Raw genomic sequence first — 24,676 nt, forward strand, 5'->3', positions numbered from 1 at the left:
GCCCTCTGGTTTCCGCACAGGCGCGCGCTCTCTCTGTCGGACAGGAGCTGCTTCTGTCAGAGCAGTCGGATCGATCGACGTGTGCCACAACGCTTCTCCGGGTCGTAGGGTGGCCCCATGACTTCGCCATCCGAACCCACCGTCGGCCAGGCCGTGTTACACCTGTTCTTCAAGGCTTCCGCCACCGCCGACCGGACCGCTGTCCTCGCCGCCCTCAAAGGCGGCAACGACGGGGACGATCAGGCGGTGTGTGCCGCGCTGTTGGGCCACAAGGCCGACCTGGGGGTCATGGCCCTCTCGTCGGATCAATGGCGGCTGCGGGGTTTACAGACGCAGCTGGTCGCCGCCGGTCTCGAACTGGTCGACAGCTACGTGTCGCTCACCGAGGTCTCCGAGTACGCCAAGGGCATGCCCGAGTCCCGTATCCAGGAGCGGTTGTTCCCCACGTTGCCCCCGGAAGGCAAGCCGGCGTTCTGCTTCTACCCGATGTCGAAGCGTCGCGGCCCGGGGGCCAACTGGTTCACCCTCCCCTACGAGCAGCGTAAGAAGCTGATGTGGGAACACGGCACCTCGGGTCGGGCATTCGCCGGCCGGGTCACCCAGCTGATCACCGGCTCGACGGGCACGGACGACTTCGAGTGGGGCGTGACCCTGTTCGCCCAGCACCCCGACGACCTCAAGGAGGTGGTGTACACGATGCGCTTTGATGAAGCATCGTCGCGCTACGCCGAGTTCGGTCGGTTCTGGGTGGGCATGGTGGACGACCCGGACCAGGTGCTCGAGTCCCTCGGGGTTCGCTGAGAGCGGTCGGTCTGCAGTAGAGCTTGCGTTTGGGTGACATTCGCACCCGCAGGTGTGACGTCCGTTATGCTCGCCGCCTTGTGAGGGGGAAGCGAATGAACGTCGTAGTTGATCGCCGGTGACGACACCAATACGCCGTCTAGGCGTCGCGTTGGCGATGCTCGTCGGTATCGGTTCGATGACGATGTGGAGTTCGTCGGCTGGAGCTGCCGAGAGGACACCGCGCCAGAACACCAAGTGCGAGCGGCCGACGCTCCCTCGGCCCGAAGGCGCCTCGATCGCCGGTGTGCTGATCTCCGAGACGTGCGAGCCGGTCGTCGGGGTCGACATCAAGATCGAAAAGGAGGGTGGCGAGTCCCAGACCGTCACCTCCGACAAAGAGGGCATCTTCGTTCTCGGGGTGGGTGACGACCTCGGTACTTACACCGTCACCCTGCAGGTCGACTCCCTGCCCGACGGCGTCAAGCTGACCGACCCGGAGGCGGTGTCACGCACCTTCCGGCTGACCGCCGACAAGCGCCAGATCCAGAACTTCCCGTTCGGCGAGAGCACGCGACAGGCGGCGACCAAGCTTGACGAGATCCCGGGCAAGTTGGTCGACGGCGTGCAACTGGGGCTGATCATCGCCATGTGCGCCATCGGGTTGTCGCTGATCTACGGCACGATCCAGCTCACCAACTTCAGCCATGGCGAGATGGTGACCTTCGGTGCGATCATCACCTGGTACCTCAACCAGAGCGTCGGCCTGCCGCTGCCGCTCGCAGCCGTGCTCGGCGTGCTGATCGGTGCGGCGTCGGGAGCCGGGCTCGAGCTGGGGCTGTGGCGGCCGCTGCGGCGGCGCAAGCTCAGCCTGTTTGGCCTGATGACGGTCAGCTTCGGGCTGTCGCTGTTGGCGCTCAACCTGTTCCAGTACTTCTTCGGCGCCCGCAACAAGCCCTACACCGGCACGGTGGGTGGTGGTGGGTTCGAGCTGGGTTCCCGGGTGATCCCCGCACGTACGGTCATCACGATCGTCATCGCCCTCGTTGTGCTCGGGGCGGTCGGAACCTTCCTGCGCACGGCTCGCTTCGGTAAGGCGATGCGGGCGGTCGCCGACAACCCGGCGCTGGCAGCCTCGTCGGGCATCGACGTCGACCGCGTGGTGTTGTTGGTGTGGGTGATGGGCGCCGGGTTGGCTGCCATGGGCGGCGTGTTGTACTCGACCAGCTTCCAGGTGAACTTCATGGAGGGTCAGCAGCTACTGCTGTTGATGTTCGCCGGCATCACCCTCGGTGGCTTGGGCACCGCCTTCGGTGCCGCTGCGGGCTGCTTCCTCCTGGGCCTCGCCATCCAGTTGTCCACGCTGTTCATCCCCACGTCGCTGCGTAACGTCGGAGCGCTCGTCGTGTTGATCGTGGTACTGATGTTCGCGCCGCAAGGCATCTTCGGACGACGGGAGCGTGTGGGCTGATGGATTGGGGCTTCATCTTCCAGCAGACGCTGACGGCGTTGTTCACGCCACTGGCGCTCTTCTACATCCTGGGCGCCCAGGGGCTGAACATTCACTTCGGCTACACGGGCCTGTTGAACTTTGGTCAGGCCGGGTTCATGGCCGCCGGCGCCTACGGCACGGCGATCAGCTACACGAACTGGGGTTGGCCCCTGTGGGCCGCCATATTGTTCGGCGTCCTCGCAGCGGTCGTCCTCGGCCTCATCCTCGGGTTACCCACCCTGAGGCTGCGGGGCGACTATCTGGCGATCGTCACGATCGCGGCGTCGGAGATCATCCGCCTGACCGTGCGATCCGAAGCGGTCGAGAGCGTCACGGGCGGCAACTCTGGCATCAACGAGTTCGCCAACGGGTTCTATGACGCCAACATCTTCTCCAACAGCGGGCGCTACGTCCTGGGACCGCTGTCGTTCCGCGGGCAGGAACTTTGGGTGATGTTGTGGGGTTGGCTGCTTGTGGGGTTCTTTGCCCTGCTCACCTACCTGCTGATGCGCAGCCCTTGGGGACGCGTGCTCAAGTCGGTGCGCGAGAACGAGGACGCCGTGCGTTCGCTGGGCAAGAACGTTTACGCCTACAAGATGCAGTCCCTCATCCTGGGCGGCGTCATGGGCGCCTGCGGCGGAATCATCCTGGCGCTGGCCAAGAACTTTGCCGGGCCCGACGACTTCGCCACCAAGGCGACGTTCATCGCCTACACAGCGCTGATCCTGGGCGGGGCCGCCACCACCTTCGGACCCGTGATCGGCGGCATGATGTTCTGGTCGATCTTCACCTTCGTTTCCGAGACCGCCGATCAGGCGGCCAAGGCCAACATCATCCCCAATTCGGTGATGACCGACGTCCAGGCGGGCGTCATCCCCTTCATCTTCCTCGGCATCGCCCTGATGGTGCTGATGGTGTTCCGACCCCAAGGGATCTTCGGGGATCGAAAGGAGCTCGAGGTCGATGTCCGCTGACGACGCCCCCACCTACACCGGTCCCGGAGATGCCGCCACGGTCCCCAGCGGTCCGCCCCGCCCCGACGCAGCCACCGCTCCGCCGGCCGAACTGGTCGCACGGGACCGCGCCCTCGAAGCGAAGGTGCTCGCCGACGTGCCTCGCGAGCCCGGCGCCCCCAAGCCCGATCCGATCCTGGTCGCCGATGGGGTCACCCGTCGCTTCGGCGGCGTCACGGCCGTCAACGTCGACCATGTCGAGTTTCAGCGCGGGGCGATCTCCGCCCTGATCGGGCCCAACGGTGCCGGCAAGACCACCTTCTTCAACCTGCTGACCAACTTCGACAAGGCGACCTCCGGGGCGTGGACGTTCAACGGCAAGAAGCTCGCCGGCGTTGCGCCGCACAAAGTGGCCCGCCTGGGCATGATCCGCACCTTCCAGCTGACCAAGTCGTTGTCCAAGCTGTCGGTCATCCAGAACATGATGTTGGGCGCCACCCACCAGCGTGGGGAAAGTTTCCTGACGGCGATCGTTCCGCCGCTGTGGTCCGCCCAGGAGAAGGAGATCACCGAGCGCGCCGACCTGTTGTTGGAACGCTTTCGCCTGGCCCACATGCGTGAGGAGTTTGCCGGCTCGCTGTCCGGCGGCCAGCGCAAGCTGCTCGAGATGGCCCGGGCGCTGATGGCCGAACCCGAACTGATCATGTTGGACGAGCCGATGGCCGGCGTCAACCCGGCACTGAAGCAATCGCTGCTCGGCCATATCCTGTCACTGCGGGACGAGGGCCGTACCGTGATCTTCGTCGAGCACGACATGGACATGGTGCAGGAAATCTCCGACTGGGTGACCGTCATGGCTGAAGGCCGGTTGATCGCCGAAGGCACGCCGAGCGATATCAGTTCCAACGACGCAGTGATCGACGCCTACCTGGGCAGCCATCACGATCTCGACCTGAGGCCGGACATTCTCACCAACCCGAGCGAGGGGTCGGTGGAAGCCGAGCCGGATGCCGGCACGCTGGAGGCGCCCTGATGGAATACATCGACCAGCCGGCACGCACCGAGGACTTGGGTGGACAAACCGCCGGCCGGGAGATGTCTGACGAAGCGATCTCCGACGAGGACAAGGCGCTCGGCGCAGGCTTCGGGCATCTCGCCCCACAGCACCTGTCGAAGGATCCGCAGCCCGGCGAGCCGATCCTGGTGGCCGATGATCTGATCGCCGGGTACGTTCCCGGCGTCAACATCCTCAACGGTTGCTCGGCGGTGCTCAACCGGGGCGAGATGGTCGGCATCATCGGCCCCAACGGCGCCGGCAAGTCCACGCTGCTCAAGGCGATCTTCGGGCTGATCACGGTCACGACCGGCGTCGTCAGCCTGCGCGGCGAGAACATCACCTCGATGAAGGCCCACCAGCTGGTGAGCCGGGGCGTCGGGTTTGTTCCCCAGACCGAGAACGTCTTCGCGGCACTCACGGTGCGCGAGAACATGGAGATGGGCGCCTTCCTGCGGCCGTCGGTGGTCAAGGAGCGCTTTGCCCATGTCGCCGAGCTGTTCCCCCGCCTGGGCGAGCGCGCCAGCCAGCAGGCAGGGTCGCTGTCCGGGGGCGAGCGCCAGATGGTGGCCATGGGGCGGGCGCTGATGATGGAGCCATCTGTGCTGCTGCTCGACGAGCCCTCCGCCGGCCTCTCGCCGGCGTTCCAGGACGAGGTGTTCATCAACTGTCGGCGCATCAACGCCACCGGCGTGTCGATCCTCATGGTCGAGCAGAACGCCCGGCGTTGCCTGCAGGTATGTGACCGGGCATTCGTGCTCGACCAGGGCAAGAACGCCATTGCCGGCACCGGCGCCGAGCTGTTGCACGACCCCAAGGTGATCGAGCTGTACCTGGGCACCCTGGCCAAAAACCGCAACCCGGACTGAGTACCGGGTCCGGCCGGACCCGATGAGGTAGTGAGACGCCCGGCGAGGTAGCACCTGGCGGGAGGCCGCTTCGCTATGCCTCCCGCGCAGGCACCACCTCGCCGTGCCCGCCCTCGCTCCGCATCTCCGAACTGGGGAGTTGAGAGCGCTGTCTGGCGGTCGTTTGGGCTCCCGAGTTGCGTGCCCTTTGTGAACTGGGGAGTTGAGAGCGCTGTCTGGCGGTCGTTTGGGCTCCCGAGTTGCGGCCCCACACCCCCACCCCGTTCAACCGGTGGCGAGACGCGATACGGGCCGGTCCCCGTAGGAACCGGCCCGATCGAGTTGTCAGTGCCGCCGCAGCGGCGTCTGAGCGATGGCTACTTGCCGGCCTCGAAGTTCTCGGCCAGTGCGTTCCCCATGTTGCCGTCCACGCCGTACACCGGCACGGCTGACGGGCCGATACCCTGCTCGATCATCGTCGAGAGGATCTTGGAGCTCTCGTCGAATCCGATCAGCGCAACCGCGTCGGGGTCGGCGCTCTTGGCCTTGCCAACGATGTCGGAGAAGTCGGTCGCCTTGGGGTCGTAGATTTCCTTGCCGACCACCTCGGCGCCACCAGCCTCGAGCGACTTCTGAAGGTCATCGGCCAGGCCGGTGCCGTAGTCGTCGTTCAGGGCGAGGATGAACACGGCCTGGTGGCCGTCCTCAAGGATGACGTCGGCCAACACGGAACCCTGGAGGATGTCGGACGGGGCGTTGCGGAAGTACAGGCCCTTGTCGTTGTAGTCCGAGAACTCCTTGGACGTGTTCGCCGGGGAGAACATGATGACGCCGGCGTTCACGATCGTGTCGATCACCGACAGGCTGACCGAGGAGGAGGCGGCGCCGATGATGGCGTCAACATCCTTGGCCAGCAGGGTGCTGACCGTCTTCGGTGCAACGCCGTTCTCGGTGTCGCCCGAGTCGCCCTCGATGTGGACGACGTCGTTGCCGAGCACGCCACCGGCCTCGTTCATCTCCTGGACGGCCAGGTCGACGCCGGCAAACTCCGGCGGGCCGAGGAAGGCGAGCGAGCCCGTCTTGGGCAGCAGGGACCCGATCTCGAGGGTGCCGTTGCCTTCACGGGTGCCTTCGACCGCCACCTGGTCGACGTCGGCTTCCTCAGGTGCGGTGGCCACGATGAACTGGGTCTTGGAGTCGTCGAGGCACTCGGTCGTGTCCTCGCAGTCGGTGGTGCCGAACTGAAGGACGCCATAGGAGGCCTCCGTCGGTTCACCGTTGCCCGAGAACTCCAACGGGCCGGACTGTCCGTCGTAGTCGATGTCGGTGCCGGCCTCGATCAGCTTCTTGCATGCTGCGAAGTCGGTGCACTTCTCACCGTCGCGGGTGATGCCGTTGATCTTCTCGGCCATGGCCGAGCCGTCGGTCTTGGCCTCGGTCGCTGCCAGGCCAAGGATGATGGCGGCGTCGTAGCTTTCCGCTGCGTAGTTGAAGTCGACCAGCGAGGGATCGATCTCCATGAGACGACCCTTGAACTCGTCGCCCAAGTCGACCAACGGGGTGGTGCCCTTCATGCCGATGAGGCTGTTGTCGTTGCCCCCGCCGGACTCGTCGGTCTTCTGGGTGGTATCGCTGGAACTCTCGTCGTCGTTACCGCATGCTGCGGTGACGAGCGAGAGCGCCAACACGCCCGCCGCGAGGCGGGTCCATTTGCGCTTGTGGAACATCTTCCCTCCGTGTGGTTGTCCCTCATCGAAGCCCGGGGGCCCCTCAACCGAGGGGGGTTCCCTCCGGTCCGAATGAGACCTTAGTGGGCGACGGCCGTCACAGTATGAAATCTCACGTGTGCTCGCCGTCAACTGGTGAACGGGGTGAAGTCCGACGTCGGACAGACGGTCTCGGGGGCACCGGCGCAGCTACACCCCCTGTTCACCGACTCGAAACGGACTGGAAACACGCGGTCCGTACGGTCCTCCGTGTCGTCCCCCAACCCCGACGTCGGCCCGTTCGTCGGGCCCGACGGCGTCGTTCACCCTGGAGGTAGTGATGGATTCCGGATCGCTCAGTTGGATGATGGTCTGCACCGCGCTGGTGTTGTTCATGACCCCAGGTCTTGCGCTCTTCTACGGCGGCCTGACCCGCACCAAGAGCACGCTCAACATGATGATGATGAGTCTGTGGTGCATCCTCGTCGTGCCCCTTGTCTGGGTGGTGCTCGGCTACACGCTCGCCTTCCGAAGCGCGGGACCGTTCATCGGCAACCTCAGCGCTGTCGGCCTGCGGGGAATCTCCCCGTTTGAGAACGTCGGGGTGCCGGAGATGGCCTTCGTCGCCTTTCTGGCGACCTTTGCCGCCATCACCCCGGCGCTGATCTCCGGAGCTGTGGCGGATCGGATGAAGTTCTCGGCCTGGGCGATCTTCGTGCCCGTCTGGTCGCTGTTGGTGTATGTCCCGGTGACCTACTGGGTTGCCAACCCGGAGGGTTGGTTGAAGGTGCGAGGGTCGCTCGACTTTGCCGGTGGCACGTCGATTCACATCAATGCCGGCATCGCAGCGCTGGTTGCCGCCGTCATGCTGGGCAAGCGAAAGGGCTGGCCCAGCGACGGGTTCCTACCCCACTCGATGCCTCTGGTGCTGATCGGCACCGCCATCCTGTGGTTGGGCTGGTTCGGCTTCAACGCCGGCTCGGCCGGGGCCGCCGACGGCCACGCGCTGGCGGCGCTGATGGCCACGTTCGTGGGCTCCTCAGCCGGCGGGCTGGGCTGGGTGCTGACCGAACGCGTCCGCGACGGGGCGTTCACCACGCTGGGGGCGGCCTCGGGCGTGGTGGCCGGGCTGGTGGCGATCACCCCCGCCTGCGCCTACGTCGACCCGATGGGGGCGATCGCCATCGGCTTGCTGGCCGGGGTCGTGTGCTCCCAGGCGGTGTCGCTGAAGCGGCGCTTCGGCTACGACGACTCTCTCGACGTGGTGGGCGTGCACTTCGTCGGCGGGCTGGTCGGCTCGCTCATGATCGGGTTGTTGTCCAACCCGGGCGCAACCGGCTGGGAGGAGGGCCGTGGGCCTGGGCTGGCCCAGCCCGGGCTGCTGTTCGGCGGCGGTCTCGGCCTGCTGGGCGAGCAGGTGCTTGCCAACGCGGTCACCATCGTGTTCTCCGGGGTGATGACCGCCGGCATCTTGTACGCCCTGTCGGTCACGATCGGCCTGCGGGTCGACGATGAGACCGAGGTGGAGGGGCTCGACCGGGCCCAGCACGCCGAGACCGCCTACCACCAGGCCGGCCTGGCGGTCGGCACCCGGTCATGAGCACGGGAGCACCGGCAAAGGTCGGCCCCCCGCCCGCCAGTTCTGCATCCGAACACCCCAACGAAAGGAACCAGTGATGAAGGCGATCACCGCAATCGTGAAGCCGTTCAAGCTCGAGGACGTCAGAAACGCCCTGAAGGAGGCCGGCATCGCCGGACTTACCGTGACCGAGGTGCAGGGCGTCGGGCGCCAGGGAGGGCACACCGAGACCTATCGGGGCGCCGAATATCAGGTCGATTTCGTCCCCAAGCTGCGCATCGACGTGATCGTCGACGACGAGCGGGCTGGAGCGGTCGTCGACGCCATCGTGGCGGCGGCGGCCACCGGCAAGATCGGCGACGGCAAGGTGTGGGTCAGCCCGGTGGAGGACCTGGTTCGGATCCGTACCGGCGAGCGGGGCCGGGACGCTGTCTAGGCCCGGGCCTGCACTCGATTGGGTCATCGGCCAGCGCACCCTCACCGGCCGGGCCCTGCGGCGATCCCTCGATGAGGCGACGGTCGGGTGGCTGCGGGCGCTGTGGGCTGACGCAGTCGCGGGGCTGACCGACGACCCCTCCGAAGAAGGCAAACGGGCCGGAGCCTCCAACGTGGCGCTGGTCGGTGTTGGCGGCACCGGGCGGGGCGATCGGGCGCCTGGCAGCGACCTCGACCTGATCATCGTGTACGACGAGCGGGTTGGTGACCCGCCGCCTGCGGCGATGGTCGACGCCCTGTGGTATCCGGTGTGGGATTCGGGGATCGGCCTTGGTCACGCGCTACGCAGCATCGGGGGATTCCTCGAGTTGGCCGATGCCGACCTCGACACCGCGACATCGCTGTTCAGCCTGCGCCACCTGGCGGGCGATCGGGCGGTCACCGATCGATTGCAGACCGCAGCCGAGGGCCAGCGCTCCCGTCTCGGGTCGCAGTGGATGCGGCGCCTGGTGGATAGGACCGAACAACGTCACCGACGCTGCGGTGAGGTTGCCCACGAACTCGAGCCCGACTTGAAGGAGGGCCGAGGCGGGTTGCGCGACGTCCACACGCTCGGCTGGATCGAGACGCTTGGGTCGCCGTTGCCCCGCGAGGTGGGGCGCCTGATCGATGAGGCCGAGGAGGTGCTGTGGGCGGTGCGGGCGGAGCTGCACCGGGTGACCGGACGGCCCGGTAACCGCCTGGTGCTCCAGGAGCAGGCCACCGTGGCCGAGCGGTTGGGATACGCGTCGGCCGACGACCTGGCCCGGTCGATCTCGGCCGCTGCGCGCGAGGTGTCGTGGGTGATCGATGACCTGTGGCCGGAGCTCACCAGCCACCGCCGCCGCCAGCCCGGTGCCGACGTCGTGCTGCGGGATGACCCCGATCTCGCAGGCGAGGTGGTTCGGGTGGCCGACGAGGTGATGTTGGTGGGGCAACGGCACCGGATGAGCGACCCCCGTTGGGCACGGTCCGCCGACGCTGCGCCGTTGGTACAACAGGGTGGCGACGTGTCCCCGCAGGGAGAACGCGACGTACCGCCGGCTGGAGGGCGGACCGCAGCGATGGTCGATGACGCCGAGTGGAACCTCACCAGCGTGCTTCGCCTGGCCGTGGCCGCCGCCGAACGTGGGCTGCGCCTGCGACGCGACACCCTCGTCGACCTGACCGAGCTGGCGCCGATCCCGACCCCATGGGATGCTCAGGCGAGACGCCTGTTCTGTCGGCTCGTCGGCGCCGGTCCGCCGGCGGTGGGGGTCATCGAGGCGCTCGACCGCCTCGGGTTGTGGTCGGCCATCCTCCCCGAGTGGGAGGCGGTTCGGTGCGCGCCTCAGCGCAACCCCTATCACCGCTTCACAGTCGATCGTCACCTCACCGAGTGCGCTGCGATGGCGGCGGCGCTGGCCGGACGGGTCGACCGGCCGGACCTCCTGGTGTTGGGAGCGCTGTTCCATGACCTGGGCAAGGGCCGGCCAGGTGACCACAGCGAGGTCGGTGCCCAGCTGGCCCGAGGGGCGATGGAGCGCATGGGGTTTCCCGCACGCGAAGTTCGAGTGGTCGCCACGATGGTGGCCCACCACCTGTTATTGCCCGATGTGGCGACCAGGCGAGACCTCGACGACCCGACCACCGTTGCCCTGATCACCGACCATATCCACTCGGTGGCCGAGGTGCGTTTGCTCGCCGCCCTGGCCGAGGCCGATGGGCGGGCCACCGGCCCGACCGCTTGGGGCTCGTGGAAAGCCGTGTTGGTGCGCACCCTCGCCGACCGGGCGGTGGGCGCCCTGGCCGGTGTGGCACCGGAGGGGGATGCTCCGTTGGCCGCACCGCTGGGGGCCGACCTTGCGGTCGAGGGCTTGTTGGCCGCCCGGCGACCGGCGTTGACGGGGGAGGGCGACCGTCTGGTCGTGTGTTGGCCCGATCGTCCCGGGTTGTTTGCCCGGGTTGCCGGCGTGCTGGCGCTGCGCAGTGCGCAGATCCTGGCTGCGTCGGCCTCGTCCTGGGACGGCTGGGCGGTCGAGGTGTTCCGCGTCCGCACGCCCTCGGGTGAGGCCCCGCGTTGGGACTCGATCCTCCCCGAGTTGCAGGAGGCCCTCAACTCGCGCCTGGCGCTGAGGGCCCGGCTGGCCGAACGGGCCGAAGCGGAGCCAGCACGGGACTGGCCGGGCACGATGGCCGAGCCGACGATCACCTTCGATGAGGGCACCGGCGTCACGGTGATCGAGGTGGCCACCGCCGACCGGGTGGGTCTGGCCTTCTCGCTGGCATCGGCCCTGGCGGAGTTGGACTGCACGATCGTCAAGGCCACCCTCAGCACGCTGGGCCCCAACGCGGTGGATACCTTTTCGGTGTCGGAGGCAACTGGCGGCCCGCTGGCCGATCGACGGCGCGTGGCGGCGGTGCGCCAGGCGCTTCTCCATGCGGCCATAGCGTGAGCGGACCTCCCGCACGGCGGGTGCCCACTAGGGTCGCCGGCAGTGGAACGCATCACCGAATCCGACCTCATCCGCTGGTCTGAGGCGCTCGCGGGCATCGCGCGCAACGGGTTGGGATTCACCGAAAGCCTCTACGAACAGGAGCGTTACGAGGAGGTGCTCGCCGTGGCGACCGACATGCGGATGGCCGCTCGTCGGACCACGCTCGACCCCTCCCAGCTGGTCGTCGAGTCGATGAAGACCGCCACCGGTTACGTCACCCCCAAGATTGCGGTTGGCGCGGTAGTCGGCAACGACGACGGCGAGATCCTGTTGATCCAGCGGGCCGATTCGGGCGTGTGGCTCTACCCGACCGGGTGGGCCGACATCGGCTACTCGCCGGCCGAGGTGGCCGAGAAGGAGGTGGGGGAGGAGACCGGCATCATCGCCCGGGCCGAATCGCTGATCGCCGTGTTTGACGGGCTGAGGCGCGGGTTCTCCGCCGAGCCGCTGTACTCGCTCATCTTCAAGCTGCGGCCGATCGGCGGCACCCTGGTCCATCACCCCCTCGAGTGCCTCGACGTCGGCTGGTTCGATCGGGACTCGCTACCCGAGCCGCTGGCGGGCGCCGGCAATTGGGTGGACGTCGCCTTTGACGCCATCGACGGCGGTGGGCAGGCTCCGTTCTTCGACCCGCCCCGCAGCGACGTGTGGATTCCCGAGGGCGAGCCCCTTCCAACCGGCGAAGAACCGACTGCGACGAGCGAGAACGAGGAGCAAACGAATGGTTGAGGTACGCGAGGTCAGCGAGATGGAGCCCGGCCTCACCGAGGCGATGGCGGCATTGTTGCCGCAGCTGTCCAAGTCGGCCCCGCCCCTCACCGAGCAGGTTTTGGCCGGGGTCGTCACCCACGAGGCCTGTCACTTCCTTGTCGCCGAGGAGGGCGGGACGTTGCTCGGCAGCCTCACGTTGGTGGTGTTTCCCATCCCTACCGGCGTTCGGGCGTGGATCGAGGATGTCGTCGTCGATGGCGATGCTCGCGGCAAGGGTGTCGGTGCGGCGCTCAACCAGTTTGCGTTGGAGGTGGCGGAGTCGCTGGGCGCCCGTTCGGTCGACCTGACCAGCCGTCCCACCCGCGAGGCCGCCAACCGCCTGTACAAGCGCCTCGGGTTCGTGCAGCGCGACACCAACGTCTATCGCCACAGCGGCTGAAGCCAGTCACTCAGGGGTGGCGAGCCTCAGTTCGTCGCCGTGTTCGACGATGATGATGAGCGGACCGAGGAACCGATCGAGATCGGTGCTGCGCCTGCGTAGCGGCTTGATCAGTCGCTTTGGGTGAGGCGCCAGAGCTGGTTCTGGTCGACCGAGACGGCATAGACCTCACCGTCGGCTGCGGTGCCGAAGCTGGTGATGCCGGGCACTTCGGCCCCCAGGTCGAGGTCGGTCACACCGCTGTCGGCGGGCTGCAACCCGTGCAGCACACCCTCACACAGGTCGGCCCACAGGTAGACCCCGTCGAGGTCAGCCAGGCCGGGAGAGTCGCGCACGACGACGCCGCCGGTCACCGAGCAACGACCGTCGGAGTGGGCGTAGTCGAACACCGGGTCGATCATGTCGCCCGGTTCGGCGGCCGGGTCGGGTCCGTCGGAGTACGGGTGCGCACCCTCGCGACGGTTCCAACCGAAGTTGGCGCCCTTGCCCAGGCCATCGTTGGCGGGGAGGTGGTTGATCTCCTCCCACTCGCCCTGACCGACGTCGGCGATCCACAAGTCGCCGGTGGCCGAGTCGAAGCTGAAGCGCCACGGATTGCGTAGGCCGTACGCCCACGCCTCCGGGGCCGCCTCAGCGTTGTTGGATGGAGCCCCGTCGGGAGTGGTGCCGTCGGCGAACGGGTTGTCAGCGGGGATCTCGTAGGGTTCATCGCCGTCCGGTGTCGGCCGCACCCGCAGCATCGACCCGAGCAGGGTGGCGGGGTTCTGGCCGTTGTCATCCGGGTCGCCGGCGTCGCCACCATCGCCCAGCCCGAACCACAGCAGCCCCTCGTCGTCGACGACGAGGTTGCCGCCGTTGTGGTTGGAGAACGGCTGCGGGACGACCAGCATCTCCCGGCCCGAGGCGCCGGCCACGCCGTCGGCCCCCATCGGGAAGATCTTGATGACGCTGGCGCCGTCCTCGGCTCGGGTGTAGCTGGCGTACAGCTCGTCCTCGTCGGGGGAGATGGCCAGGCCCAACAACCCCTTCTCGCCCGACGTGTCGCCCACGTCGGCGGTGACGTCGAGCACCAGCTTGGAGCCCGACGGAGCTTCGGGGTCGACCCGACGGACCGTGCCCGCCCGCTCGGCGATGAGGAGCGTGCCGTCGGCGGCCCCCAGCACCACGGTGGGGGCATCCAGTTCGACGTCGAGCGCGGTGGCGGTGACCGCCGGCCCGGAGGATGCCGGAGCCGCAGAAGTTTCATCCGAGTTGGACTTGGAGGTGCCATCGCCGCTTCCGCCGTCGGAACAGCCGGAGGTTGCGAGCAGCACGGCCGCCCCGGCAACCCCGAGCCAACGCCGGGCCACCCGAGGCGTTCCTTGGTCGGATGCCACGGCGGCGGCGTTCGCCGGGGAGCGTCTCACTCGTCGAGATCGGTGGGTTCGGTGCCGGTGAGCGGCACGGAGACCGTGCGGGCGGAGCCCTCCAGGTTGGCAACGATGCGCTTGCTGTAGCGGGCCAGCATCGCCCGGGGCACTCCGAAGCTGGACGGCTTGTCGCTGGTCATCAGCTGAAACACCCGGTCCTCCAGCTCGGCCATGAGGGCTTCGGCATCGGCACTGAACGCCTCGACGGCGTCGAGGTTTCGGGAGGCCATCACCTCGGCCGTGGTGCCGAACATCGCCGAGATCAAGCGGCGGTCCTCGTCGAAGACGTCCCGGTCGGGGGCAGTGGTGAAGCGCACGCCCTGGTTGGCCATGCCGAAGATGTTCTTGCATTGGTCGCCCACCCGTTCCAGGCGCTTGACGACCAGCAGGCTGGGCATGGTCAGGGTCATGTCCGCTTGGCCGTGAACCGCCGCGTGAACCACCAGCTCGCGGCGCACGGTCTCCTCCAGCTCGTTGACCTGGTCGTCGGTCTCGTGAACATCATCGCCGATGGCGGTGATGTTGTCGTCGGCGACCAGCGCCGACATGGCCAGATCGAAGCTGTGGCGGCAGGCGCCCAGCATCTCGGTGATCTGGCGGTCGACGGATTCGGTCACACCACCGCTACCGTCGCCTCGGAAAAAACTCATAACCATGGCGTTACCTCACCTCAGGATGGCGATCCCGAGAGCCGGGACCACGACGAAACAAAAACCGACAGCCGACACGACGGCGACTGGCCGGCGACCGGCGAACTCTCCCGTGGCGGTGGCCAGGCGGAGCGGGATCTCCCGCATTGCCGGAACGGGATAGAACAGCAGGATACCGCCGATGTTGAACAGGGTGTGCACCAGGGCGATCGTGAGGGCCTCGGGCCTGGAAATGGCCAGCGAGGCGAGGATCCCCGTGATCGTGGTGCCCACGTTGGCCCCGAGGGTCACCGGGTAGACGCTGCGCAGCGTCAGCACCCCGGAGGCGGCGAGGGGCACCATGATCGACGTGGTGATCGACGAGGACTGCACAGCCATCGTGATCACCAGGCCCAACAGCATCGCCGCCGCACCGCCGCTGCGGGCGAGGAAGGCGTTGATCGACTGTTCCATCCGGTCGGCGACCAGCGCCTTCATGTTGCTGGTGATGAATGCCAACGCCAAGAAGATGAACAACAGCCCGACGACGATCAACAACACCCCGAGCAGGGTGCCCGACGCCCCGGTGGCTTCCACCACCGACCGTACCCACCTGGCCGGGCCCTTGACCGCCGCCTGGATCGGGCTGTTGAAGGTGCCGCCGCCGCGGCCGACCAGCCTGTCGGTCAGCCACGTCGCCGAGCGGGCCAGCAAGTGGGTGGTCAACTCCAGGGGTAACAGCACCGCAACCGCAAGCAGGTTGAAGTAGTCGTGCACGGTGGCGGCGGCGAAGGCATCGCGCATCTCGTTGGAGCGGCGCAGGTGCCCGAGCGACACCAGCGTGGCGGTGACGGTGGTGCCGATGTTGGCGCCCATGATCATGGGCACCGCCGCCTCGACCGGCAACAACCCGGTGCCGACCAGGCCGACGATGGTCGAGGTGGTCACCGACGAGGACTGGGCCAGAACGGTGGCGAGGATGCCGACGCACAACGCCGCGATCGGGTTGTTGACGCTGGTGAAAAGCTGTTCCTGGACGCCTTCGCCCAGCGAGGAGATGCCGTTTTCCAGAACGGAGATGCCGACGAGGAACAGGTACAGCAGCCCGAAAACGAGCAGTGCCCGCACCGGGGTCGGTATCTGGCGGGTGTCGGTGTCGGTTACCGCGTCGCTCACGCCGCAGAGTCTGACCGATAACCGCGCGTCGCCGCGGAATCTTGCCGCTCAGGTTCGGTAACTGCGCGCCGATAGTGTGGTGGGGATGCATACCGCCGAAGACATCTGGGAGGAGGTTCCCGCAAAAACCTCCACCGACCGGATCAAGAAGCTGTGGAACCATCACCAGTTCCGCAAGCTGCTTCGCTACTCGGCGGTGTCGCTGGTGTTCGTGCCCCTGGGGCAGATCCTCCTTCAGTTGTTCCACTGGTGGCTGGGCATTGCTGTGGTGCCAGCGCAGCTGATCGCCGCCACCATCCTGACCCCACCCAACTTCCTGGCCAACAAGTACTACGTGTGGCGTCACGCCAACCGAGACAAGGTGCGCACCGAGGTCATCGTCTTCTGGGTGTCGGCCGTGCTCGGTACCGCCTTCGCCGCTTACTGTCTGTACCTGGTCGACGGTTGGCTGCCCGAGGACACCACCGCCGCCTGGGTGCGCGCCCTGGGCATCTTCGCTGCCCAGCTGATCGGCTACGGCGTCGTGTGGGCCGCCCGGTTTGTCTTCCTGGACAAGCTGGTGTTCACGGTGACCCACCTGAACGAAGACGAAACTTCCGAGGTCGTCGCTGACGTCAGCGGCGACCTCTTCCCCGGTGTCGTCTTTGACGGCGCCTCCCCCGATGTCCCCGGGCCGGCAGCGAGCCCCGACGCCGAGGTGGCTACCGTCGATGACGACTCCGACAAGTCGTCCGTCCCCGGCAGTTAAGCCTTCTGTGGTGGCCATCGGCGAACCGAGCGACGACGTCAAGCGAATGCTGGCGCTGTGAAACCTGAGGATCGACAGGCGGCCGAGGCCGCCCGAGGGTTCATGCCGCCCGACGAAGGGCTGGCGCTGCACGCCGCAGCTGTCGCCGCACTCACAGCCGTCGGGTCGGCACCCATGTTGGAGATCGGGTCGTACTGCGGAAAGTCGGCGCTCTATCTAGGATCGGCTGCTCGCGACGCGGGGCGAGTGTTGTTTGCGCTCGATCATCATCGGGGCTCCGAGGAAAACCAGGCCGGCTGGGAACATCACGACGCCGATCTCGTCGACCCGGACCTCGATCTCCTCGACACGCTGGCCACCTTCCGCAGCACGATCCATGAGGTGGGGCTCGAGCGGGTGGTCGTCGCGCTGGTCGGGCACTCGGAGGTGGTGGCGCCGGTGTGGGGGTCGATGCTGGCCCTGTTGTTCATCGACGGCGGCCACGGCAGCGAGCCGGCCCACCGCGACTACGAGCTGTGGACTCCCCACGTTGCCCCGGGTGGCACACTGGCGATCCACGACGTGTTTCCCGACCCAAACGACGGCGGGCGCCCGCCCTATGAGATCTATCTGCGGGCCATCGAGTCCGGCGAGTTCGTCGAGACCGGCCACACCGGCTCGCTCCGCCTGCTACGGCGCGTCTGATCCCGGAGCCTCCGAGGCGGGGTCATCCGAGGGTGGGGTGGCACCCACCTCCGAGGTTCCGGCCATCGGTGCGGCGGCGCTCCAGCGTGCCTTGGAACGACGGCTCTGACGGGTGACGAGGGCGAGGATCGCGCCGAGCATCAGGAGCATCCCGCCCAGCACCGCGTACTGGCTGCCGGTGCCCCGGTCCCCCTGGTAGGTGGGCTCGTGGCCCGAGTTCGGCCGGGGAAGGATGTTGTTGAGCGAGCCGCCCTTGTCGACCGGATCGGTTGGGGTGGTGTCGCCCGGAAGCGGGCTCTGCTCGACCAGCGGTGGAGGGGTGCTGGGCGTGACCTCGGTGGTCACCGAGGTCGGTGACCCGTTTGCCTCGGAAGTCGTCGGGGTTACCGCCGACGTCGGTGCCGGCCGTTCGGTGGCCCCGGACGGCGCCGCCCAGGCCACCGTCGTCAGCGGGAGGACGACGAGCAGCGCCACGGCGAGACCGCCGGCGAGGACCGAGCGTCGCAGGTCCCTCGTGCCGTCCGTCATGGGTCTGCCTGGTGAGCGGGGGGCGAATGGCTCGGTCATCAACACATCCTCTCGCCCGCCGAGCCCGTCCACTAGTCGGGCACGCCGGCCGGGAGGCGGTCGTGTTCGGCGAAGAGCCAGGAGGCGGGGCTGGCCCCTGAGAGCGCGTCGGCGGCGAGAACGACTGCCGCCGCGGAGTACGTGGACGTCTCGTTGGCTGGGAAGTAGTCCTCTTGGGGGTACACGATACCGGTCCAATAGTGGCCGTCGTCGTTGCGCAGTCGCTGCGCCCAGGCGAAGAGTTGGTTGGCAGCAGCGGTCTCGCCAACCGCCAGGTGGGCCATCGCGCACTCGCAGGTCTCGGCGGCGGTCACCCACGGCCGGTCCGACACGCAGCGAACGCCCCGCTCCTCCATCACGAACGCCGCCCAGCGGGACTGAAGCCGGTGGCGTCCCCGCTCGCCGGTCTCCACCCCGGCGAGCACCGGGTAGTACCAGTCCATCGCCCAGCGGTGCTTCGGGGCGAACGCCTCCGGCTCGTCGCGGATCACGCGCCCGAGCGCCTGGGCTGAGCGCACCCACTCTGGCCGCTCCTTGCCCAGCACCTCGGCCACCGCCACCGCACACCGCAGGCTGTGGGTGATCGAGGATGATCCGGTGAGCAGAGCAAACTCGAACGGGGTGCCGTCGGGTTTGCGGGCCCAGAACACCTCGCCGCGATCGGTCTGCAGGCCACGAACGAAATCGACGGCGCCGCTGAGCATGCCCCAGTTGGCGTCGAGGAACGAGCGGTCCTCGAACAGCAGCCAGTGGTGGTAGAGGCCGGCTGCCACATAGGCGATGCAGTTGGCATCGAACTTGGCTTCCTCCACCTCGCCGCCGGCCAGGTAGTACTGGTGCCACGAACCGTCGGCGTGCTGGAGGCGCTCCAACCAGGCGAAACCGGCCTCGGCCTCGGCCTTGCGCCCGTCGAGCATCAGCGCCATCAGCGCCTCGACGTGGTTCCAGGGGTCGGCATGGCCACCGGGGTACCAGGGCATCATGCCGTCGCTCAGCTGCCACTCGGCCAGCCGCTCGACGGTGAGCGTGAGGTCGGGGCCACTGAGAACGCCCTCGACGCCGCGTAGCCATCCGCTCGATTCGGTCATCGGCGGTGCTCCCTCATCGGAGCGGTCCGGTCATCGTCAACGCGTCCCCTCGGGCGGCCGGCGCGCTCGTCACCGTTCGTCCTGAGGGGACGTCGTGGGGCGCCGGGCGTAGGCGACCAGGCTCTTGCCCAGGGGGCGGGCCATCACCCGATCGAAGGTTCGGGTCACCCAGGGGGCCTTGGTCATGTCCCACACGAGCAGACGGTGGTAAGCGGCGACCGCCCGGTTGGTGTCGTTGGTCGGACCGGCCAGGCAGCGCAACCACCAGTACGGGCTGTGCAGTGCGTGGGTGCGGCCCGACCCTTCGAAGCGAAGCCCGGATGCGTTGACGCGTTCGGTCAGCATCGGTTCCGTGTAGATGCGCAGGTGTCCGCCGGGCACCAGCGGTGCGTGGTACTCCGCCGACAGCCACCAGCAGATCTTCTCGGGAAACCAGGCCGGGACGGTGGCGGCCACGATGCCGCCCGGCCGCAGCACCCGATGGATTTCGGCCAACACGCCGGCGTCGTCGTCGATGTGCTCGAGCACTTCCGAGACGACGATGCGATCGAAGCTGGCATCGGGGAACGGCAGCTTCAGTGCGTCGCCGCGTATGACCAGGCATGCCACGTTGGCTGGTGCTTCGCCCACCTCGACCATGGCGCCGAGCATGGCGTGAACCTCGGGCAGGGCGTCGGCGTCGTAGTCGAGGGCGACGACGTGGGCGCCGCGTCGAGCGGCCTCGTAGCAGTGGCGTCCGGCACCGGCCCCGATATCGAGAAAGCGGTGGCCGGGCTTCAGATCCAGCCGGTCGAAGTCGACGGTCAGCACCTCACACCCCCGCAGGGGCGTGGTGTGGGTCGGGCTGGTCGGCGTCCGCTGATCCCGCTCGTTCCGCAGCCGCTTCGTCGAGCAGGGCCCGGTAATGGGTCACCGTTCGTTCGGCGGTGCGCTTCCAACTCCAGTTCTCCACGACGCGGTTGCGGCCACGTTCGGCAATGGCGGTCGCTTCGGCGGGATGGTCGAACACCCGGCCCATCGCGACGGCGAGCGCGTCCGCGTCGCCCGGGGGCACCTGGTAGCAGGTGTCTCCGTCGGCGCCGGTCACCTCGGGCAGGGCCCCACCGGTGGTGGCCACCAGCGGACACCCAGCCGCCATCGCCTCGATCGCCGGCAGCGAGAACCCTTCGTACAGCGAGGGCACCACGGCTACCGACGCCTCGGAGTACAGCTCGACGATGCGCTCGTCGCTCACGCCGCTGACGAAGGAGACACAATCCCGCAGGCCCAGGCGGTCGAGGGTCGAGTGGGTGCGGCTGCCGTCCTTGAGCGAGCCGATGATCGTCATCGACACGTCGCTGCGCTCGGCCCGCAGCTTGGCCACCGCCTCCAGCAGGAACCGCTGGCCCTTCATCGGTACGTCTGCGGACGCGGTCGAGATGATGCGCAACGGCACCCGCTCGACGCCGGTCAGGGGACGAAACAGGTCCGGGTCGACGCCGACGGGCACGATGTGGAGCCGGTCGGCGGGCACCTCGTGGTCGGCGAGGATGTCGGTGGCGGAGTTTTCCGACACGGTGATGATGCGACGCAGCCGCTTGGCCACCCGGGTTTGCATGCGGGTGAAGCGGTACCAGCGGCGCTTGCCCCAGCGGGCCTTCCAGTTCTCGGCGTGTTCCATCTCGACGCGCCGGTCGACGGTGATCGGATGATGGATCGTGCCCAGCACGGGCAGGCCCTGCCGCTCGATCGCCAACAGCCCGTAGCCCAGGCTTTGGTTGTCGTGCACGAGATCGAAGTCGTCGCCGTGGTCGGACAACCACTTGGCAGCGCGCATCGAAAAGGCGAGGGGTTCGGGAAAGCTGCCCATCGAGAACGAGGTGACCTCGGCCCAGTCGGCCAGATCCTTGATCTCCCACAGCCCGGGCATTCGCATCGGGAAGTGGTCGTTATAGATGTCGAGGCTGGGTAGCTTGACCAGCGATACCCGCTCATCCAGGTGGGGGTAGGGCTGTCCCGACAGGACGACGACGTGATGACCGAGGTCGGCCAGGGCCTTGGTGAGGTGCCTCGTGTACACCCCTTGGCCGCCGACGTGGGGCTTACCCCGATAGGTGAGGTAGGCGATGGACAGGGGATCGCCTGGACCGGGGAGTGGGCGCATGGCCGACTAGCTTCCTCCCATGGTTGGGGAACGGTCAATCCCGGGGCGCTCGTCACAGCGAAGGCGGGGCCGATGAGGGCGGTCGTTCAGCGGGTCGGCGAAGCCCGAGTCGACGTCGAAGGGGCGTGCGTCGGTCGGATTGGGCCGGGGCTGTGCGCGCTGGTTGGGGTGACCCACGACGACACTCCCGAGCTGGCCCGGCGCCTGGCCACCAAGATGTGGCGGCTGAGGATCTTCGACCCTGTTGCCGGGTTCGACGGTGCTCTCGTCGGCACCGGCGGCGAACGGTCGGCCTCCGACCTGGTCGAAGCCGGCGAGCCGGCGGGCGTGCTCGTCATCAGCCAGTTCACCCTGTATGCCGATACCCGCAAGGGGCGCCGCCCGGGCTATTCGGCCGCCGCCCCCGGGCCGGTTGCCGAACCGCTCGTCGACGAGGTGACCGCCGAGCTGGCCCGGCTGGGCGCCGAGGTGGCGACCGGCAGCTTCGGCGCCGACATGGCGGTCACCCTGACCAACGACGGTCCGTTTACCGTGATCCTCGACGTCGACTGAATCGAGCGGTCAACCGGTTGCGCCCGCCCGGGGTGGCGATCGCCCAGGCGGCGAGCAGGAGCGCTGCGGAGGCCAGGCACGGCAGCAACAAGCCGGTTCGCTGGGCGATTGTGTCGCCGCTGCGCGCTTGGATCGTCTCGATCAGCACGCGCTCTTCGGAGACCGCCGTGCGGGCGATGACGTCGCCTGCGGGATCGACGACGGCCGAGAAGCCGGTCGGGGCGGCCTGGAGCACCCATCGGCCGGACTCGATCGCCCGCAGTCGGCTGTTGGCCACCTGCTGGGACTGCACCAGCGTGAGCCAATACGACGCACCATTGGTTGGGTTGATCACCAGCTCCGCTCCCGCCGCCACCCCCTCGCGCACCAGCCGGGGAAAGAACACCTCCCAGCTGATCAGCGTCGCCGCCTTCACGTCGGTGCCGTCGGTCAACGGCAGGTCGACCACCGCCGGGCCGGTACCCGGAAGCTGATCGCGGGTGGGCAGCAACCCGCCTCCGAATGGCTCGACCACCGGACGGAACGGCACGTACTCACCAAAGGGCACCCGTCGTTGCTTGTCATAGCGCGACCCGGTGCTGCCGTCGGGGCCGTAGACGATCGAGAAGTTGGCGAATTGGTCGGCATCGACGCTCTCGACCACGCCGACGACCAGTGGCGCGTCCAGACGGCGGGCCTCTGCGGCCAGCACCGGATCCACCGAGTCGGTCGCCAGCTTGTTGCTGACGTTCACCACGTTCTCCGGCCACAGCACCAGGTCGACGGCACCGTCGCCCGGCACGGAGCGGCTGGCCTCGAGGTGGCGGTCGAACACGTCGGCCGGGTCGGTGTTCAACGCCACCGTGCCCTGCGGGCCGCCGCCCTGAACGATGGCGACCCGCAAGGGTCGCACGGCGTTGCCGGAAGGGGCCACCGCTCCAAGTACGGCGATCACCAGCACCGGGGCGATGGCGGCGGCGGCGTGTGTCCAGCGTCGCCGGATGGCGGCTTCCAGCCCCACGCCGACGGCGGCGATGCCGATCGTCAGCAGGAGTGGACCACCCAGCCGGGCGATCGGAGCGAGCGGTCCCTCGGCCTGGGTGAGAGCGGTCATCGACAAGGGGACGCCGCCGAAGGGGGCGTGATAGCGGACGAGCTCGGTGATGGCCAGGGCGGCGGGCAGCGCCAGTGCCCGGGCCCGGCCGGGTGGTGTGGCCAGGCCGGCAAGGCCGAGCAGGGTGGAAAACACCGCAATGGCGATCACGTACCCGGGAGGCGTGAAGGTGACCATCCACAGAAGCGACGGGGCGAACCAGCCGACACCTACTCCGAAGCTGCGCCAGAACCGCGCCCGGGGTGAGGCCCCGGCGAGCACCGCCGCCCAAGCGGCCAGCCCGAACAGGGTGATCGGCCACCAGCCCCAGGGAGGAAGCCCGGCAGCGACGGCAACGCCGGCAGTCAACGACCCGGCGATGGCCAGGGGCCGGGCGGGCGCCCAGCCATCGCCCGGTTCGGATGGATCGGCGGGCTCGGCCGGCTGCGTCTCGGCGGACGGGGTCTCGGAGAAGTCGGGTGGTTGGGCGTCCAGCACCGGATCAGTACACCAGACTGTCCCGATGAGCGCTTACCCCGACACGCAGAGCTGCTGCACCAGCGCCCCGAACCGGGGAGTCGAGGCTCCGGCTGATGCTCGTGTGGGCTTCCGGGTTGGGAGTCGTTGCCGAACTGGGGAGTGGGGAGCGCCGTCTGGTGGTTGTTTGGGCTCCCGAGTTGGGAGTCTGTGCCGAACTCGGGAGTGGAAAGCGCGGCCTGGCGGTTGTTTGGGCTCCCGGGTTGGGAGTCGTTGCCGAACCGGGGAGTGGGGAGCGCTGCCTGGCGGTTGCTTGGGCTCCCGGGTTGGGGCTGACGTGGTGGGTGGTTGGTGGTGATCGCCGCCGCTAGCGGGGCGCCGCTGTGGCTGGATGTCACCGTTGGAGCGTTGCTGGTCGTGGCGATGCTCGGCGTGGTCGTGCCGCTACTGCCGGGCACGGCCTTGGCCTGGGCGGCGATCGTGGTGTGGGCAGTCGTCGAGCGCTCGACCACCGGCTGGCTCGTGCTCCTCGTCGCCAGCGGTGCGGCCGCAGTGGGTTTCGTGGTCAAGTACCTGGTGCCGTCGCGTCGGCTGAACGACCGCGGCGTGCCCAACTCGACGACCCTGGTCGGCGGCGTGCTCGGCGTCGTCGGGTTCTTCGTCGTGCCGGTGGTGGGTGCCCCGCTCGGCTTCGTGTTGGGCGTGTACCTGGCCGAGTGGGCCCGGTTGCGGGCACACTCGCTCGCCTGGCGATCGACCCGGACAGCGCTGGGAGCGGTCGGCCTGGCGATGCTGATCGAGCTGACGGCGGTGGCGTTAATGGCCGGTGTGTGGATGCTGGGCGCGCTGGCCGGCTGAGCCCCGACCGCTGGATTGCCGGTTTGGATCGGCGCCGTTCGCTGTCATCATGGTCGGAGGGCGAGGGGCGGCGGGCGCCGCAGATCGCCCGGGGACAGCGGGGGTGTCATGGCTGAGCATCGCAGCGAGCGGCGGGCCCGTCGCAGCGTCGCGCTGATCGCGTGGGTGCTGGCGGTGACGTTGGGGCTGGTGGCGGGGCTGGTCGTCGCTCGGCGTCTGACGCCCGAACGCTCCCAAGCCGGTCCGGTCGCCGTCGTGCCGGTGCCCGGCGTCGGTGCCGACGACGGCGGCGAGACCGCACGGGTGCTGTTGCCGGCCGGGACACCGAGCCACGCTGCGAAGGGCGAGCCGCACGTTCGACCGTGGTCTGAGATGCGGCTGCGGATCCCGGCGATCGGCCTCGACAGCGGCGTGGCCGAGGGGGTTGAGCTGGCATCTCTGGCATCGGCGGTCGGTCACTGGCCGGGGACGGCCTTGCCCGGCCGGCCAGGCAACATGGTGCTCGCCGGGCACCGGACCACCCACGGCGCACCGTTCCGCCGCCTCGATGAGCTGAACGTGGGCGACGAGGCGACGATTGGGCCGGCCGGTTCGGCGGTGACCTATCGGGTGACCGACACCGAGATCGTCAACCCCAACCAGCTCGACGTCGCCCGCCCGACCGTCGATGCCACCGCAACGCTGTTCGCCTGTCATCCGCCGGGTTCGGCCCGCCAGCGCATCGTCGTTCGCCTCGAGTCGGACCGGTGAGTCGCCAGGA

23 protein-coding genes are annotated in these 24,676 nt (G+C 68.2%); 15 read left to right on the forward strand and 8 right to left on the reverse strand.

Going from position 1 to position 24,676, the window contains the following annotated elements:
- The first annotated feature begins 117 nt into the window (after window positions 1-117).
- The 5 genes from IPN02_09815 to IPN02_09835 all read left to right on the forward strand — a co-directional run bounded on the left by IPN02_09815 (window position 118) and on the right by IPN02_09835 (window position 5,148).
- The gene (locus IPN02_09815; protein ID MBK9297112.1) at window positions 118-801 is read left to right on the forward strand and encodes a chlorite dismutase family protein; all 684 of its coding nucleotides are present in this window, start codon (window positions 118-120) and stop codon (window positions 799-801) included.
- A gap of 118 nt (window positions 802-919) precedes the next feature.
- Entirely contained in the window at window positions 920-2,251 is a 1,332-nt protein-coding gene (locus IPN02_09820; GenBank protein MBK9297113.1) for a branched-chain amino acid ABC transporter permease, read from the forward strand.
- Window positions 2,251-3,246: a branched-chain amino acid ABC transporter permease gene (locus tag IPN02_09825; protein ID MBK9297114.1), complete on the forward strand. Its 996-nt coding sequence runs from the start codon at window positions 2,251-2,253 to the stop codon at window positions 3,244-3,246. The genes IPN02_09820 and IPN02_09825 overlap by 1 nt, the downstream gene beginning before the upstream one ends.
- A complete protein-coding gene (locus IPN02_09830; GenBank protein MBK9297115.1) occupies window positions 3,236-4,258 on the forward strand; it encodes an ABC transporter ATP-binding protein in 1,023 nt (340 codons plus the stop codon). The genes IPN02_09825 and IPN02_09830 overlap by 11 nt, the downstream gene beginning before the upstream one ends.
- Before the next feature lie 134 nt (window positions 4,259-4,392).
- The gene (locus tag IPN02_09835) at window positions 4,393-5,148 is read left to right on the forward strand and encodes an ABC transporter ATP-binding protein (protein ID MBK9297116.1); all 756 of its coding nucleotides are present in this window, start codon (window positions 4,393-4,395) and stop codon (window positions 5,146-5,148) included.
- Window positions 5,149-5,504: 356 nt separating this feature from the next.
- Here the strand turns inward: IPN02_09835 and IPN02_09840 are convergent, their stop codons facing one another.
- The gene (locus IPN02_09840) at window positions 5,505-6,422 is read right to left on the reverse strand and encodes an ABC transporter substrate-binding protein (protein MBK9297117.1); all 918 of its coding nucleotides are present in this window, start codon (window positions 6,420-6,422) and stop codon (window positions 5,505-5,507) included.
- 751 nt (window positions 6,423-7,173) lie between these two features.
- Here IPN02_09840 and IPN02_09845 point away from each other — a divergent pair.
- From IPN02_09845 to IPN02_09865, 5 genes are all read left to right on the forward strand, one after another.
- The gene (locus tag IPN02_09845) at window positions 7,174-8,433 is read left to right on the forward strand and encodes an ammonium transporter (protein ID MBK9297118.1); all 1,260 of its coding nucleotides are present in this window, start codon (window positions 7,174-7,176) and stop codon (window positions 8,431-8,433) included.
- A gap of 76 nt (window positions 8,434-8,509) precedes the next feature.
- Window positions 8,510-8,848, forward strand: a complete 339-nt coding sequence (locus IPN02_09850; GenBank protein ID MBK9297119.1) for a P-II family nitrogen regulator — start codon at window positions 8,510-8,512, stop codon at window positions 8,846-8,848.
- 172 nt (window positions 8,849-9,020) lie between these two features.
- Entirely contained in the window at window positions 9,021-11,321 is a 2,301-nt protein-coding gene (locus IPN02_09855) for an HD domain-containing protein (GenBank protein ID MBK9297120.1), read from the forward strand.
- A 42-nt stretch (window positions 11,322-11,363) separates the two neighbouring features.
- Window positions 11,364-12,092, forward strand: coding sequence for an NUDIX hydrolase N-terminal domain-containing protein (locus IPN02_09860; protein MBK9297121.1), 729 nt, complete (start codon window positions 11,364-11,366; stop codon window positions 12,090-12,092).
- The gene (locus tag IPN02_09865) at window positions 12,085-12,513 is read left to right on the forward strand and encodes a GNAT family N-acetyltransferase (GenBank protein ID MBK9297122.1); all 429 of its coding nucleotides are present in this window, start codon (window positions 12,085-12,087) and stop codon (window positions 12,511-12,513) included. The genes IPN02_09860 and IPN02_09865 overlap by 8 nt, the downstream gene beginning before the upstream one ends.
- Before the next feature lie 110 nt (window positions 12,514-12,623).
- On the opposite strand, the gene IPN02_09870 is transcribed toward IPN02_09865, so the two are convergent.
- On the reverse strand, window positions 12,624-14,273 hold the full coding sequence (locus tag IPN02_09870; protein MBK9297123.1) for a PQQ-dependent sugar dehydrogenase: 1,650 nt from the start codon (window positions 14,271-14,273) through the stop codon (window positions 12,624-12,626).
- 314 nt (window positions 14,274-14,587) lie between these two features.
- Window positions 14,588-15,679 carry a Na/Pi symporter gene (locus tag IPN02_09875; GenBank protein ID MBK9297124.1) on the reverse strand — a complete coding sequence of 364 codons (1,092 nt, stop codon included), beginning with the start codon at window positions 15,677-15,679 and terminating at the stop codon, window positions 14,588-14,590.
- Window positions 15,680-15,812: 133 nt separating this feature from the next.
- On the opposite strand from IPN02_09875, the gene IPN02_09880 reads away from it, so the two are divergent.
- Window positions 15,813-16,475, forward strand: a complete 663-nt coding sequence (locus tag IPN02_09880) for a GtrA family protein (protein ID MBK9297125.1) — start codon at window positions 15,813-15,815, stop codon at window positions 16,473-16,475.
- Window positions 16,476-16,577: 102 nt separating this feature from the next.
- Complete coding sequence (locus tag IPN02_09885) at window positions 16,578-17,159, forward strand: class I SAM-dependent methyltransferase (GenBank protein ID MBK9297126.1); 582 nt, start codon at window positions 16,578-16,580, stop codon at window positions 17,157-17,159.
- On the opposite strand, the gene IPN02_09890 is transcribed toward IPN02_09885, so the two are convergent.
- From IPN02_09890 to IPN02_09905, 4 genes are all read right to left on the reverse strand, one after another.
- A complete protein-coding gene (locus tag IPN02_09890) occupies window positions 17,145-17,726 on the reverse strand; it encodes a hypothetical protein (protein MBK9297127.1) in 582 nt (193 codons plus the stop codon). The genes IPN02_09885 and IPN02_09890 overlap by 15 nt on opposite strands.
- 32 nt (window positions 17,727-17,758) lie before the next feature.
- Window positions 17,759-18,814: a prenyltransferase gene (locus IPN02_09895; protein ID MBK9297128.1), complete on the reverse strand. Its 1,056-nt coding sequence runs from the start codon at window positions 18,812-18,814 to the stop codon at window positions 17,759-17,761.
- A 69-nt stretch (window positions 18,815-18,883) separates the two neighbouring features.
- Window positions 18,884-19,624 (reverse strand): class I SAM-dependent methyltransferase, encoded by a 741-nt coding sequence (locus IPN02_09900; GenBank protein MBK9297129.1) that lies wholly within the window; start codon window positions 19,622-19,624, stop codon window positions 18,884-18,886.
- Between the two features lies 1 nt (window position 19,625).
- Window positions 19,626-20,957, reverse strand: a complete 1,332-nt coding sequence (locus IPN02_09905) for a glycosyltransferase family 4 protein (GenBank protein ID MBK9297130.1) — start codon at window positions 20,955-20,957, stop codon at window positions 19,626-19,628.
- Between the two features lie 72 nt (window positions 20,958-21,029).
- Here IPN02_09905 and IPN02_09910 point away from each other — a divergent pair, with 72 nt between their 5' ends.
- Window positions 21,030-21,509 (forward strand): D-tyrosyl-tRNA(Tyr) deacylase, encoded by a 480-nt coding sequence (locus IPN02_09910; protein MBK9297131.1) that lies wholly within the window; start codon window positions 21,030-21,032, stop codon window positions 21,507-21,509.
- On the opposite strand, the gene lnt is transcribed toward IPN02_09910, so the two are convergent.
- Window positions 21,484-23,079, reverse strand: a complete 1,596-nt coding sequence (lnt, locus tag IPN02_09915; protein MBK9297132.1) for an apolipoprotein N-acyltransferase — start codon at window positions 23,077-23,079, stop codon at window positions 21,484-21,486. The two genes, IPN02_09910 and lnt, sit on opposite strands and share 26 nt — an antisense overlap.
- 402 nt (window positions 23,080-23,481) lie before the next feature.
- Between lnt and IPN02_09920 the strand changes: the two genes are divergently transcribed.
- On the forward strand, window positions 23,482-23,916 hold the full coding sequence (locus tag IPN02_09920; protein MBK9297133.1) for a DUF456 domain-containing protein: 435 nt from the start codon (window positions 23,482-23,484) through the stop codon (window positions 23,914-23,916).
- 108 nt (window positions 23,917-24,024) lie between these two features.
- Window positions 24,025-24,666, forward strand: a complete 642-nt coding sequence (locus tag IPN02_09925; GenBank protein MBK9297134.1) for a class E sortase — start codon at window positions 24,025-24,027, stop codon at window positions 24,664-24,666.
- Window positions 24,667-24,676: the final 10 nt, after the last annotated feature.

Origin of the sequence: Candidatus Microthrix subdominans, assembly GCA_016719385.1 — a bacterium.
In the GTDB taxonomy this organism is placed as follows: Bacteria; Actinomycetota; Acidimicrobiia; order Acidimicrobiales; family Microtrichaceae; genus Microthrix; species Microthrix subdominans.

Bases quoted from the DNA above. Each gene is read 5' to 3' on its own strand.
- IPN02_09815 (MBK9297112.1), top strand. From the start codon at position 118: ATGACTTCGCCATCCGAACCCACCGTCGGCCAGGCCGTGTTACACCTG.
- IPN02_09825 (MBK9297114.1), top strand. From the start codon at position 2,251: ATGGATTGGGGCTTCATCTTCCAGCAGACGCTGACGGCGTTGTTCACG.
- IPN02_09830 (MBK9297115.1), top strand. From the start codon at position 3,236: ATGTCCGCTGACGACGCCCCCACCTACACCGGTCCCGGAGATGCCGCC.
- IPN02_09845 (MBK9297118.1), top strand. From the start codon at position 7,174: ATGGATTCCGGATCGCTCAGTTGGATGATGGTCTGCACCGCGCTGGTG.
- IPN02_09850 (MBK9297119.1), top strand. From the start codon at position 8,510: ATGAAGGCGATCACCGCAATCGTGAAGCCGTTCAAGCTCGAGGACGTC.
- IPN02_09865 (MBK9297122.1), top strand. From the start codon at position 12,085: ATGGTTGAGGTACGCGAGGTCAGCGAGATGGAGCCCGGCCTCACCGAG.
- IPN02_09870 (MBK9297123.1), bottom strand. From the start codon at position 14,273: ATGCAAGAACATCTTCGGCATGGCCAACCAGGGCGTGCGCTTCACCAC.
- IPN02_09880 (MBK9297125.1), top strand. From the start codon at position 15,813: ATGCATACCGCCGAAGACATCTGGGAGGAGGTTCCCGCAAAAACCTCC.
- IPN02_09885 (MBK9297126.1), top strand. From the start codon at position 16,578: ATGCCGCCCGACGAAGGGCTGGCGCTGCACGCCGCAGCTGTCGCCGCA.
- IPN02_09890 (MBK9297127.1), bottom strand. From the start codon at position 17,726: ATGACCGAGCCATTCGCCCCCCGCTCACCAGGCAGACCCATGACGGAC.
- IPN02_09895 (MBK9297128.1), bottom strand. From the start codon at position 18,814: ATGACCGAATCGAGCGGATGGCTACGCGGCGTCGAGGGCGTTCTCAGT.
- IPN02_09905 (MBK9297130.1), bottom strand. From the start codon at position 20,957: ATGCGCCCACTCCCCGGTCCAGGCGATCCCCTGTCCATCGCCTACCTC.
- IPN02_09910 (MBK9297131.1), top strand. From the start codon at position 21,030: ATGAGGGCGGTCGTTCAGCGGGTCGGCGAAGCCCGAGTCGACGTCGAA.
- IPN02_09920 (MBK9297133.1), top strand. From the start codon at position 23,482: ATGCTCGGCGTGGTCGTGCCGCTACTGCCGGGCACGGCCTTGGCCTGG.
- IPN02_09925 (MBK9297134.1), top strand. From the start codon at position 24,025: ATGGCTGAGCATCGCAGCGAGCGGCGGGCCCGTCGCAGCGTCGCGCTG.